Origin of the sequence: Bacillus sp. FSL K6-0972, from assembly GCF_037976035.1 — a bacterium.
Taxonomy (GTDB): Bacteria; Bacillota; Bacilli; order Bacillales; family Bacillaceae; genus Bacillus; species Bacillus haynesii.
The window spans coordinates 3,297,505-3,310,542 of sequence record NZ_CP150260.1 but is presented as its reverse complement, the minus strand read 5'-3'; the positions used below and the strand labels follow the sequence as shown (position 1 = coordinate 3,310,542).

General features: G+C 46.8%; 10 protein-coding genes, 1 tRNA gene and 1 pseudogene. 7 read left to right on the top strand and 5 right to left on the bottom strand.

Annotated features, from left to right (window positions below; all coding sequences use genetic code 11):
• Window positions 1–115: 115 nt before the first annotated feature.
• Window positions 116–188 (top strand) — tRNA-Ala (locus tag MKX80_RS16820).
• A gap of 74 nt (window positions 189–262) precedes the next feature.
• On the opposite strand, the gene MKX80_RS16815 is transcribed toward MKX80_RS16820, so the two are convergent.
• The gene (locus MKX80_RS16815; RefSeq protein WP_268343073.1) at window positions 263–1,444 is read right to left on the bottom strand and encodes an oxalate decarboxylase family bicupin; all 1,182 of its coding nucleotides are present in this window, start codon (window positions 1,442–1,444) and stop codon (window positions 263–265) included.
• Window positions 1,445–1,811: 367 nt separating this feature from the next.
• On the opposite strand from MKX80_RS16815, the gene alr reads away from it, so the two are divergent.
• Entirely contained in the window at window positions 1,812–2,993 is a 1,182-nt protein-coding gene (gene alr, locus MKX80_RS16810) for an alanine racemase (protein WP_154999668.1), read from the top strand.
• Window positions 2,994–3,169: 176 nt separating this feature from the next.
• Complete coding sequence (locus MKX80_RS16805) at window positions 3,170–4,087, top strand: class I SAM-dependent methyltransferase (protein ID WP_154999669.1); 918 nt, start codon at window positions 3,170–3,172, stop codon at window positions 4,085–4,087.
• A gap of 43 nt (window positions 4,088–4,130) precedes the next feature.
• Here the strand turns inward: MKX80_RS16805 and MKX80_RS16800 are convergent, their stop codons facing one another.
• Window positions 4,131–5,759: a sodium:solute symporter family protein gene (locus MKX80_RS16800; RefSeq protein ID WP_154999670.1), complete on the bottom strand. Its 1,629-nt coding sequence runs from the start codon at window positions 5,757–5,759 to the stop codon at window positions 4,131–4,133.
• Between the two features lie 118 nt (window positions 5,760–5,877).
• Window positions 5,878–6,432 (bottom strand): GbsR/MarR family transcriptional regulator, encoded by a 555-nt coding sequence (locus MKX80_RS16795; protein ID WP_154999671.1) that lies wholly within the window; start codon window positions 6,430–6,432, stop codon window positions 5,878–5,880.
• Between the two features lie 323 nt (window positions 6,433–6,755).
• On the opposite strand from MKX80_RS16795, the gene betB reads away from it, so the two are divergent.
• The 3 genes from betB (at window position 6,756) to MKX80_RS16780 (ending at window position 10,145) form a co-directional block, all read left to right on the top strand.
• Window positions 6,756–8,228: a betaine-aldehyde dehydrogenase gene (gene betB / locus MKX80_RS16790; RefSeq protein ID WP_182070162.1), complete on the top strand. Its 1,473-nt coding sequence runs from the start codon at window positions 6,756–6,758 to the stop codon at window positions 8,226–8,228.
• Between the two features lie 17 nt (window positions 8,229–8,245).
• Window positions 8,246–9,454, top strand: coding sequence for an iron-containing alcohol dehydrogenase (locus tag MKX80_RS16785; RefSeq protein WP_154999673.1), 1,209 nt, complete (start codon window positions 8,246–8,248; stop codon window positions 9,452–9,454).
• Window positions 9,455–9,563: 109 nt separating this feature from the next.
• On the top strand, window positions 9,564–10,145 hold the full coding sequence (locus MKX80_RS16780) for an MOSC domain-containing protein (RefSeq protein WP_154999674.1): 582 nt from the start codon (window positions 9,564–9,566) through the stop codon (window positions 10,143–10,145).
• Between the two features lie 45 nt (window positions 10,146–10,190).
• Here the strand turns inward: MKX80_RS16780 and MKX80_RS16775 are convergent, their stop codons facing one another.
• Window positions 10,191–10,676, bottom strand: a complete 486-nt coding sequence (locus MKX80_RS16775; RefSeq protein ID WP_154999675.1) for a DinB family protein — start codon at window positions 10,674–10,676, stop codon at window positions 10,191–10,193.
• A gap of 117 nt (window positions 10,677–10,793) precedes the next feature.
• Here MKX80_RS16775 and MKX80_RS16770 point away from each other — a divergent pair, with 117 nt between their 5' ends.
• Window positions 10,794–11,708, top strand: coding sequence for a DMT family transporter (locus MKX80_RS16770; protein WP_154999676.1), 915 nt, complete (start codon window positions 10,794–10,796; stop codon window positions 11,706–11,708).
• Window positions 11,709–11,718: 10 nt separating this feature from the next.
• On the opposite strand, the pseudogene MKX80_RS16765 reads toward MKX80_RS16770, so the two are convergent.
• Window positions 11,719–13,037, bottom strand: a pseudogene (locus MKX80_RS16765) (TrkH family potassium uptake protein).
• Between the last annotated feature and the right edge of the window lies 1 nt (window position 13,038).

Sequence of the window (13,038 nt, the reverse complement as noted above, 5' to 3'; positions counted from 1 at the left end):
AGATTGTCTAGGTGAAAAAGAAAATGCCGGCTAACAGAGCATTTTCTTTTTCACAACAAAAACCCCTTGCTTTTCTCCAAAATTCCATCTATAATAAATCATGTCTCAAATATACGGGGCATTAGCTCAGCTGGGAGAGCGCTACACTGGCAGTGTAGAGGTCAGCGGTTCGAGCCCGCTATGCTCCATCTTTAAAACCCTTGATGATTCAAGGGTTTTTTTGTTGCTTTTTTACGCGATCCATTTTTTTCAGGTTCATGGCCTATCCGTCCGTACGATATTTGACGACTGGCCACTTTTCTTTTCGCAGAGCGTTCATCAGCTCAGGTCCTACATGCAAATGCTCTTCAACCAGCTCTCTCGGGGTCAGCGCCATCCACTGATTTAATGAAATGTCCGCAAAGCGGCTGCTTTTGAATATTTCTAAAAACCACAGGCTTTCGCTGCCTGTATTTTGAATGTAATGCCCCATAGCAAACGGGACGTACCCGACATCCCCCGCCCGGTAATTAAAGGTCCGGGCAGTTCCGTTCGCCGCGAATACTGTCATTCGCCCTGTCCCTGAGATATAGTACTGCCATTCATCATTGTTCGGGTGCCAATGCATTTCCCTCATTCCGCCGGGCTTGATTTCGACGAGTGCGGCGGCGATCGTTGTCGAAATTGGAAAGTTTGAAGAATCAACAATTCGTACCGTTCCGCCCGGTGTTACGATAGGCTTTTGTGCAAACAGCCTGTATGCGAAGCTTTTTGGGACGGTTCCATACGGGTCCGGCACTTTTTGGTTTTCAAGCGGTCCCGGCACTTTTGCTTGGAAGATGTACCGCTGTTTGTCAGGGATTCGGGCGAAGGCGCTTTCGTGTACACCGAAATTTGCGGCCAGAACATCTTTCGGCGTGTGTGCGAACCAATCTGTAATCGTGAAGGTATCGAACTCGGAGAAGTTCCCGTCATCAAAAACGAGGAGAAATTCGCAGCCATCCTCAAGCCCTTGAATCGAGTGCGGTATTCCGGCGGGAAAGAACCACAAATCCCCGGGGCCGACATCGGCGATAAAGGTTCGGCCGTCCTGATCGACGGCGGTAATGCGTGCATGGCCCAAAATCATGTAAGCCCATTCCGATTGCTTATGCCAATGCAGCTCGCGAACCCCGCCTGGTGTCAGCCGCATATTGACGCCGGCAATCGTCGTTGACACCGGCAGCTCCCGGGCTGTTATTTCACGCGACCAGCCGCCATGATTTAACTGCATATGTGTGTCTGAAAAAGAAAACTTTAAATTAGGGATTGCTCCGGCATCTGTTTTTGGAGGAACGAACATGTCGGGATTCTCTAAATCCCGCATCACGTCGCGGGGGCCAAAATCGGTCGCGCCCGCACCATCGTTTCTTATTGGGTGCGGCACGTGATTGTACCAGGCTGGAGTGCCGGCTGTTCTTTTCATGTGAAAAGCTCCCTTCACAGGTCGTGTATATCGAAATTTATGACACGGACGCTGAAAATATATCAAATTGATAAAATAACCGGAACCTTAATAAGACAGTTTAAAAGGGATTGACAGATTTGCGCTTCCTTTATATAGCTCTGAGCCGTTTTTCGTAGGGCAGCAGAAGGGGAAACCTTCGATTTACAGTCTGCACGGCGCGGCATCCAGCTTATTTCTTTTCTGACTGCCTTCGACCGATCCTCTAACGATTACTGACTGAATGATTTCAACCGAAGCTGAATAAGAATGAGATAGAAAGCATCCAGGCAATTTTCGAACGGCTAAATGAGTTGAATACTATTTGACAAGAAAGAAGGGAGCGTTGATGAAAAAGCTTTGCCGGGAAGTTTGGGTAGAAGTAAACCTTGATGCGATAAAAAAAAATTTGCGCGCGTTTCGGCGGCATATTCCGAAGAGGAGCAAGATTATGGCTGTCGTAAAAGCGAATGCATATGGTCATGGCTCGGTAGAAGTGGCACGCCATGCACTTGAACATGGCGCTAGTGAGCTTGCCGTTGCCTCGGTGGAGGAAGCGGTCGTTTTACGAAAAGCAGGGATTAAAGCACCGATCCTTGTACTTGGTTTCACCCCGCTTAGCTGTGTGAAAGAATCGGCAGCTTGGAATATTGAATTGTCAGCATTTCAGGTTGATTGGATAAAAAAAGCGAACGAGATATTGGAAAAAGAAGCAAGTCCTAACCGGCTGGCTGTTCATATCAATGTGGATACCGGTATGGGGCGTTTAGGTGTACGAACAAAAGAAAAACTTTTAGCAATTGTGGAAGCGCTGACGGCGAGTGAAAACCTCAGGTGGGAAGGGATTTTTACGCATTTTTCAACAGCTGACGAACCGGATACTGAGCTAACCATGCTGCAGCATGAAAAGTTTCTCCGCTTTCTCCGCTTTCTGAAAAAGCAAGGCTTTAAGCTGCCCACCGTCCATATGAACAACACGGCTGCAGCGATCGCTTTTCCGGAATTCAGCGCTGATATGATTCGCTTAGGCATCGGAATGTATGGATTATATCCTTCCGATTATATCAGGCAGCTCAATCTCGTTAAGCTTGTGCCTGCACTAAGCTTGAAGGCGCGCATCGCTTATGTGAAAACCATGTTGACAGAACCGCGAACCGTTAGTTACGGCGCTACATATGTTGCGGAGCGCGGGGAAGTCATTGCCACGATTCCGGTCGGCTATGCTGACGGTTATTCCCGTGAACTTTCCAACCGCGGATTTATTCTTCATCGCGGAAGACGGGTGCCGGTGGCGGGAAGAGTAACAATGGATATGATAATGGTCAGTCTGGGAGAGAGTGAAGGTAAACAAGGAGAGGAAGTCGTGATTTACGGCCGGCAAAAGGGAGCTGAAATATCCGTGGATGAAGTTGCGGAAATGCTAGATACGATCAACTATGAAGTGGTATCTACAATAAGCTGGCGCGTCCCTCGTTTTTATATAAGAGACGGCGAGATTTTTAAAAAGTCGACTCCGCTGTTATACGTGTAGTTTGCCCATACTCACAGGCCGGTTTCTCGATCATTAATCAAAATAGAAAAAGTGCAATTTCTTGACAAAAAAATTTATTTATGCTATAATTTACTAATTGAATATTGGTGTGTATAATAGGATTCTCCTGGCCAGGAGAATCCTATTTTTTTGCGTTTGATGAAGGAGTGTACGACATGAAAAAAGATGAATCGAGTGTAACGTCTCTTATTTCGGCTTTTGGCAGAGCTTATCACAGCCAATATGATGAACCAAAAATTTTTGATGACAATCTAGCCAAAACGCTCATTTCCCAACAAGAATTTACTGATATCAAAAACAACTTCATTCAAGGCATACAGTTCTTCAACAAAGATATAGCGGAAAAATACGAGGGAGACGATGAAGAAATATTAAAATGGATTACACAAGTTCAGCTCTCTCCGACGCCGCTCGCCCGTGCCGCTTATTGCGAAAGAGTGCTCCATCGTGAGATTCGGCTTGGGACAGAACAGTACGTGATTCTTGGGGCAGGGCTGGATACTTTCTGTTTTCGGAACCTAGAGTTAAAGGACAAAATTGATATCTTTGAAATTGATCACCCGGCGACACAGAAATGGAAAAAGGAAAGGCTGAACAAAGCCGGTTTTCACATCCCGGGCCACCTTCATTTTATTCCTTTGGACTTTGCCAAGTCGTTTTCATATCAAGAATTGGCTGATAAGGGTTTTCACTTTAACAAAAAAACGTTCTTCAGCTTTTTGGGCGTTTCTTACTACTTAACAAAGGAAGAAACCGAAACACTGCTCGGGCAATTAATGGCTGATCTTCCTTCAGGGAGTTCGATCGTTTTCGATTATGCGGATGAAAACCTGTTTAAAGAGAAAGGTTTCTCCAACAGGGTGGAAAATATGGTGAAAATGGCAGCAGCAGGCGGAGAACCGATGAAGTCATGCTATTCGTATCAGGAAATGCAGCAAATGCTGGAGCAATCCGGACTGCTCGTTTATGAGCATTTATCACCGTCAGATATTCAAGAGCGTTATTTTAAAAATCGAAAAGATGATCTGTCAGCCTTTGAAACGATTCATTACATTCATGCCGTGAAAAAATAAACACGAATCAAGAAAAACGCCCGGGGCCGGGCGTTTTTTCTATTTAAGCCGCGCGATCGTCTTTCTGTTTTTCTTGGGGGAGTACAAGCTGTTTAGGAGGGCATTTGCGCTGCGTCAATTCGGACACAACGAAGATCGTCATAAATGCTGTGACTGCAGCCATTGTCCGGAAAGGAAAGAGGACTGTGCCGTCTTCAATCATCGGATACGGCAGAAGCGGTGAGATGCCAAATGCGGGTTCACCGCCGCCGAGCCTCAAAATGACTGCAACTGCAAATCCAGCAATTGACCCGTACAGGTTTGCTCTTTTATAAAAGAGGGCCATTGTTAACTGGGGAAAAAGAATGCAATAAACTAAATCTGAAGCCAAATACCATAAAGTATAAACGCTTTTGACATTCAGCGCGATGATAGCTGCTCCCGCGCCGAACAAAACGATTGAGCGTTTGACGACTTTTTGCAGCTGTTTTTGGGTGGCCTTCGGCTTGATGAGCGGACGGTAAATATTCCATGCGGCCATTGATGATGCCGATAGAATCGATGAGTCCATGCTTGACATGACGGCTGCTGCGATTGCACCCAAGCCGAGTCCTGCGATGATTCCTGGCGTTAAATACGCAAGCGTTTGCGGCAAAATCATCGCAGGGTTATCCGGAGCGTTCGCTCCGAACAGGCTCCAATCGGCACTGTTTCCGGCAGCTCCGATGATCACGCACGGAATGGCGGCAATGATGCAGATCACTCCGGCAATAATCGACTGCCACATGGCGGCGTTTTCTGATTTTGCCGAAAGAACGCGCTGAAAGTACACCTGCCATGCGATACCTCCGAAAATTAAGAGGAGCGCATTATCCCACCAGTTCCAAAACAGGTTTCCCCATTCCGGGTTTTTCCAGCCGTCCAACGGCGGAAACAGATTGGCGCTGCTGCCGAAATCGTGCCTGTAATTTGCCCATACGCTATCGAGAGAACCGACATTTGACAATACAAATGGGACGACTAAAAACAGCCCGAGCAAAATGATGATCATTTGGAAGACATCTGTGAAAGCGACTGCCCACATGCCTCCGGCCACCGTATAAGCGATGGCGATCATCGCCGAAAGAATAATCGACGTTTGGAAATCGATATTCAGAATCATTCCGAAAGTCGTGCCCAATGCCGTTAAGATCGCGGCGCTCCAAAACAATTCTCCTAACAGCGCCGGTATATATAAAACGCCGGCCATCCGCTTACCGAAGCGCTGTTCGAGAGGATCGATAATGGTCATAAATCGATGACGGCGCATTTTTCTAGCGAAGAAAATACCGCCGATAATCAGGCTCAATGCGTAGCCCCAAGGCGCCTGTGCCCAGATGAGGCCGTCGCTGTAAGCCGATTCAGCCGTTCCGTTAATATATCCGCCGCCGACCCATGTTGCGGCCATCGTCACCATTCCGACGAAAAACGGCATGCTCCTTTTTGCCACGATCATATCAGAAAAAGAATTTGATTTCTTTGCTGCGTAAAATGCGCCTAAATAATAGGTGAAAGCAAAGAATATCATCATCGAGATAAAGCCGCCCCAATGAATGTCTGCATTCGAAATGCCGATATACGCGAGTATGCCTCCCGCAAACAGCATAAAAATACCTAATTTGATCCAGTTTTTTTTCTTCTCAGCATAATTCATGTATGCACATCGCCTCCGAAAATATTTTTTGAATTTTCTTAAAATTAAAATGTGAAAAAGGTTTTGCGCCACTCTGGGAAGTATGCAAATTGCTGACTTCAGAGCGGATAAAACCTTTTTATTTCTTGTTATCAATCGGTATAAACTCAAAGATCTCTCCGGATTGAACAGATTTCGCGAGTTTCAGCAGCCAGTCATAATACGGTTTTGAATGTTCCAACTGGTCATAAAGAGTTCTCGCTTCTTCTTTTATACTTTCGTCAAGCCCATCGCTTTCGACGATGTCCTCCAATGCTTTTTGAGCGTCTTGAATGGCCATGAGATTCACTTTGACTTCCCTTTCCCATTTTTGCGGGAAAAAGCTTGTGAAAAATTTGAAGAAATCCTTTTCAGCAACAAAGCTGTGTTTTCTTCTTCCTCTATGGAATGTCTTTTTGACGACGTTTAAGTCTTGGAGCTTTTTCACGCTTGTGCTCATGCTGGGCTTGCTCATTTGCAGTTCTTCCCGCATTTCGTCCAGTGTCATTTCATCCGAAAGGTACATTGTTCCGTACAAAATACCCGCACTCCGGGTAATGCCGTACAGATCCATTGTTTCTGCGATTGAATCAATGACAAGATCCTTTGCCTGTGCGATCGCTTCTTTTGCTGAAAGATCACGGGGATTGTCCATAACTTGCCTCCTTTCACAGGAGCGGAACATCAGCATTGCAGATTCAATGCCCCCCGAAAAATCGGGGATTGATCTGAAATCCGCGTTAAGTTTGTTAAGTTATTTCTGTATGTTCTTTATCTTAACGAAAGAAATTCAAATGTCAAAATCAAAATTTTTTTTCAAAAAGCCTCAGCCCATGTGAGCTCTGCATTCACATAAAATTCAAAAAAAATAATCAGCCTGATTTCCTTTGACACAAAAAATGGCGCATGATAAATTCAAAGTGTTCAAAACGTTAAATTTTTATTTAACAAACTTTGCGTAATGAGGAGGCTGCTTTTATGAGTCAAACACTTTTCATTGACGGAAAGTGGGTGGGCGCCAAAAAAGGCGAGACTCGCCAAATTATCAATCCTTACAATCAAGAGCATATTGAAACCGTCAGTGAAGGAGACAGAGAAGACGCTGTTCGGGCGATTGCCGCAGCGCGCCGCGCATTTGACGACGGCGAGTGGGCGAATACGCCGGGCCTTGAACGAGGCAACATTGTATTAAAGATCGCGGAATTGATCAGACGCGACCACGAAGAGCTGGCAGAACTTGAATCGCTTGATACCGGCAAGACGCTTGAAGAAAGCAGAGCCGATATGGATGATATTGCAAACGTATTTCAATATTATGCAGGGCTTGCTGATAAAGATGGCGGAGAAGTCATTTCTTCACCGATTCCCGAATCTAAAAGCGAAATTGTCAGGGAGCCGGTCGGTGTCTGCGGACAGATCACACCGTGGAACTATCCGCTTCTGCAGGCAAGCTGGAAAATCGCTCCGGCTTTGGCAGCGGGCAACACGATCGTTGTTAAACCAAGTGAAATCACACCGCTGACAACCATTAAGATCTTCAAGCTGATGGAAGAAGCCGGTGTGCCTAAAGGGGTTGCCAACCTTGTTCTCGGCCCCGGAGCCACTGTCGGCGATGAACTTGCCAGAAATACAGACGTCGACTTAATTTCCTTCACCGGCGGAATTGAAACCGGAAAGAAAATCATGCAGGCTGCAAGTACGAATGTGAAAAAAATTGCGCTTGAGCTTGGCGGGAAAAATCCGAATATTGTGTTTAAAGACGCAGATTTTGACGTTGCGGTTGACCAGGCGCTGAATGCGGTATTCTTCCACGCAGGGCAGGTTTGCTCCGCGGGGGCTCGTCTTCTCGTTGAAGAATCCATTCATGACGACTTTGTCGCAGAGCTTGTCAAGCGTGCGAAAAAAATCAAACTTGGCAACGGATTCCACGAGGAGACACAGAGCGGTCCGCTCATTTCAGCTGAACACCGCAGCAAAGTTGAAAAATATGTGGAAATCGGCCTGAAGGAAGGTGCCAAGCTGGAAACAGGCGGAAAACGTCCGGAGGACCCTGAACTTGCAAATGGCTTCTTCTATCTGCCGACAATCTTCTCGGGCTGTACATCAGATATGAGAATCGTTCAGGAAGAAGTATTCGGTCCTGTATTAACAGTTGAAACATTCAAAACAGAAGAAGAAGTTGTCTCACTTGCAAACGATACGATTTACGGCCTTGCCGGCGCCGTTTGGTCAAAAGACATCGAAAAAGCGGAACGCGTCGCTTCTAAACTGCGCATGGGAACCGTCTGGATCAATGACTTCCACCCTTATTTCGCACAAGCGCCTTGGGGAGGTTACAAGCAGTCAGGCATCGGCCGCGAACTTGGCCGCATGGGCCTTGAAGAATACACAGAAGTGAAGCACGTCTACCGCAATGCGAAACCGGCGGCTGTCAATTGGTTTAAAGCATAAGAAGGAGGAAATGATTCATGACTTTAAATATGAAAGTAGAAGCGATGAACAAATTCCACACGTTTGAAATCCCGACCGTCATTAAGCACGGAATCGGAGCCGTTAAACATGTGGGTGAAGAAGTGAAAAAGCTTGGCGTTTCAAAAGCGCTGCTTGTCACAGACCCTGGCATCTACAAAGCCGGTGTAACAAACCCGGTCGTTGAATCCCTTCAGGAAGCAGGCGTAGAAGTTGTCGTCTTTAATAAAGTCGAGCCGAATCCGCCTGTCCGTCTTGTCGCTGAAGGTTCCAAGCTGTATGCTGAAGAAAATTGCGACGGCCTTGTCGCAGTCGGCGGCGGTAGCTCAATGGATACGGCAAAAGCGATCGGAGTCGAAGCCACTCATGAAGGCTCAGTCCTTGACTATGAAGCTGCAGAAGGAAAAAAGCCGCTTGAAAACCGGATTCCTCCGCTTACAACGATCCCGACGACTGCCGGAACCGGCTCAGAAGTTACACAATGGGCGGTTATCACAGATGAAGAGCGCGAATTTAAATTCAATACGGGCGGCCCGCTGATTGCTGCTCACTTAACAGTGATCGATCCTGAATTACATGTATCAATGCCTCCGCACGTCACAGCGATGACCGGCGTTGACGCTTTGGCTCACGCCATCGAGTGCTATACGATGAAATTTGCCCAGCCGATTACTGACGCTGTAGCCCTTCTTGCGATCGAATACGGCGCACATTACATCCGCAGAGCATTTGCCGATGGCGAAGATCTTGAAGCGAGATACGGCATGGCGCAGGCGGCTATGCTTGCAGGTCTTTCTTACGGAAGCGAATCTGCAGGCGCTGCTCACGCGATGAGCCAGACGCTCGGAGGAATCATTCCTGTTGCGCACGGCCAATGTGTGGCAGCAATGATGGGTCCTGTAATGGAATACAACTGGAAAGGCTACCCTGAAAAATTCGCCCGCATTGCAAAAGCGTTCGGAATTGACACAAGCGGCATGTCTACAGTTGAAGCAGCTAAAGCTGCAGTGAACTGGATGTATCAGCTTGTGGAAGATTTGGAGATTCCTAGTCTTGAAGAGCAAGGCGTATCATCTGACATGATCGACCGCCTTTCAAAAGAAGCAATGAAAGATCCGCAAACGGTCGGAAACCCGAGAGACCTGAACGAAAAAGCGTACAATTGGATTTACAAACGCTGCTTTAATTTAACGCCGAAAACTGTATAAAGACATGCGTTAAGCCCGCTGTGTGAGCGTACAGCGGGCTTTCTCAATTTGAGAAAAAAAGGGAAGCGTTGTAAAATAAATCACATCTTGAAAAAAGGGGATGGGTTGCATGTGGAAGAAGCGCACGGCTGTTGCGGAGAACGTATACATAGCGGACACACCGTCATTTGTGACAGAGAAACAGGCAAAGATCGCGATCGATTACGGGGGCATACCGGGTGACCTGCATTTTGGATTGACGAAAAAAGCCGGGGCAAGGGAGCCGATGTATAAAAGAGGAACGGAGATTTTCAACAGGAGGCAGATTTCGATTGTCTCGGTAGAAGAGTGCCTTGAGATTGCCGGACGGCTGAACATTCCTGCGGTCCTTCCGGAATGGCTCGGGGCCAATATCGCATTAAGCGGACTGCCTGATTTAACCTCATTAAGAGAAGGAAGCAGAATCGTTTTCCCAAGCGGCGCCTCTCTGTTGAGCGAGGGTGAGAATGAGCCGTGCATTCAACCCGGAGAAGTCATTCAGGAGCAGTTTCCCGACAAACCGAAGCTTGCTTCGCGCTTCGTGCGCCATGCGATGGGAAGAAGGGGGATCGTCTGCGTCGTCGAACGCCCGGGCCTGATCCATCAAGGCGACCAGGCAGAAGTGTGGTCGTATTCGCCTGCTGCCATGAAAGACGCCAGATCGTTTGCCTAAGCGGATAAAAAGCCCCGAGCCTCTAAAGCCGGGGCTTTCCGCGTATTACAATAGTTTCTGTTTGATTTCCTTGATCTGTTTAATATGTCTTCTTTCATGATGGCCGATGAAGTCGAGCCACTGCCTGACCGTAAGCTCTTCGAAAATCGGATGCGGCAGCACCCTTTGAAAGTCTTCATCATGAAAGGCAGCGATGACTGAAGTTAATTGTGTTCTGACATTGTCGAGCTCAGCTTTGAGGGTTAAAGCATCAGCCGTTTTTCTTTCAGGCTCTGCATATGGAGGCGCCTTTCGCTTGGAGCTTCTGTCTTCCAACTGATGAACCGGTTTATCTTCGATTGTTTTAACCGGTGCATGCTTGATTTGTTCCTTCAGGATTTGAAGTGCCATCAGGTCGATTTTTTTCAGGTGGTCGATCACTTCTTGAATGCTCCATTCGTCTTCCGCGGGCCTTTTATTCAGCGTTTCGTCTGACAGGCCTTGAATCTCGCTCCAAAGTTCTTTTCTTGCTTCATTAAAAATGCTCATCATATCCCCTCCTGTTTTTACTGTACCATATTACTGGCTGGTAAAATAACCAAAAAACACTCGATTTTCGCATCGCCATCGGATATGCTTAAGAAAAAATGAACAGAAGGAAGGATTCATTTGAGAACAACATTGTATCCGTATATAGCATTAGTGGTCGGGGTGCTGGCTGTGTCTTCCTCCGCCATCTTCGTCAGGCTGTCAACAGCTGATGCTGGAATCATCGCTTTTTATCGTCTCTTTTTTTCTGCTTTGCTGATCTTTCCTTTTTTCTGGGGAAAAAGAAAAGAAGTCTTGAGTTTTTCGAAAAAAGATTGGCTGTTTTCAGCGGCAGCGGGGTTCTTTTTGGCATTTCATTTTATTTTATGGTTTCGCTCGCTTGAATACACGTCTGTGGCAAGCTCGGTTGTTCTTGTTACGCTGCAGCCGATTTTTTCTTTTATCGGTACATACTTTTTATTTAAAGAAAGAGTGTCATTCGCTGGGATCATCAGTGCGCTTCTCGCAATCGGCGGAAGCGTGTACATCAGCTGGGGGGATTTCAAAGTTAGCGGTCAGGCGCTCTACGGCGACATTCTTGCACTCTTGGCATGCGCGCTTGTAACGGCATATCTGCTGTTTGGACAGCATGTCAGAAAACGCCACAGTTTAACTGTTTACACTTTTATTGTGTATGGAATCAGCGCCATCACCTTATGTCTATACTGCCTGTTTTCGGGCGCCGCCTTTTTTTCTTATCCTGCGTCAGATTGGGGGTACTTCTTCCTGCTTGCCGTCATTCCGACTTTGCTCGGCCACTCGCTGTTTAACTGGGTGCTGAAATGGCTGAGCACCAATATGATTTCTGTGGCGATTTTATTTGAACCTGTCGGAGCGGTTGCGCTGGCGTATTGGATTTTAGACGAATCCGTCATGATGACGCAGGTGATCGGCGGAGCGGTCATTTTTTCAGGCATCATCCTGTTCATGGCCTCGCAAAGCAAGCGGAAAAACACCGTCCCGGCTGTGAAAGGGAAAACGCACAAGGCGCTTTAAAGTCCGCGCTTTATCCGGTCAAAATATCTTCGCTTGAATAGCGGATGTTTTCCCGTTCAGGTCTGGCCAGCGAAAACGCCAATGTGAGCGGCCCGAGTTTTCCGAGAAACATAATGAAAATTATCAGCATCTTTCCGGTAGGGGACAGGTCGGCCGTAATCCCCATTGAGAGGCCGACCGTACCGAAGGCTGATACGACTTCAAACAAAATCGCCAAAAACGGTTTAGGTTCTGTCATATTTAAAATAAAGACGGCCGTTAAAATCAACAGCACGCTGATTGTTGAAATAGCGAGCGAACGGATGATCAAATGGTCTTTCAGCGTTTTTTTGCTATTGAAATATGTTTTTTGCCCTTTAAAAAAGTGATCACCGACAGGAGAATAACAAGAAACGTCGTCAGCTTGATCCCCCCGCCGGTCGATGCGCTCCCCGCCCCAACAAACATAAGAAGGAGCAAAAGCGTGATCGTGCTTTCGCGGAGGCTTCCGATGTCTGTCGTGTTAAATCCGGCTGTTCGCGGGGTTACGGCCTGAAAATAAGCGCCCCAAAGTTTTTCAGTTAGCAGAAGCATTCCCAGCGTTTTTTGATTTTGATACTCAAGCAGAAAGATGAAGATCATGGCTGCCAAATTGATGATAAACGTACCGTATATCATCAATTTCGAATGAAGGCTCAACTTTTTAAAGCTCCGCTTATGCCATAAATCGGACAATACGGTAAACCCGATCCCGCCGATGATGAACAAAAAACTAATCACCAGGTTGACGAGCGGATCACCTTCATACCGCATTAAACTGTCCGGCCATATGGAAAATCCCGCATTGTTAAAGGCGGAAACCGCATGGAACAGGCTGTAGTAGAAGCCGCGTGCGAAACCGTATTCAGGAACCCATTTGACAGCCAGTATCAGCATCGCCAGCATTTCAATCGCAAAGGAGTAGATAAACAAACTCTTGATAAGTTTAATGATCCCGCCTAAAGAAGTTTGGTTGAGTGACTGCTGAATCAACAGCCGTTCTTTCAGGCCAATTTTTTTCCCGAGCATGATAAAAATAAGCACCGCAAATGACATGATGCCGAGTCCCCCGAGCTGAATGAGAACGAGGATCATGAGCTGACCGAACATCGTGTAATCCGTGCCTGTATCAACGACGGCTAAACCGGTAACAGTCATCGCCGAGGTCGATGTAAAAAGCGTATCAATCCAGCCTATGGGTTTGGGCGTTGCTGCTGGCATCTTCAATAAAAGGGTTCCTAATATGATAAAAAATAAAAACACGAGCACGAGCAGTTGGGACGGGCTTAATTGAATCTGTTTAAACTTCACG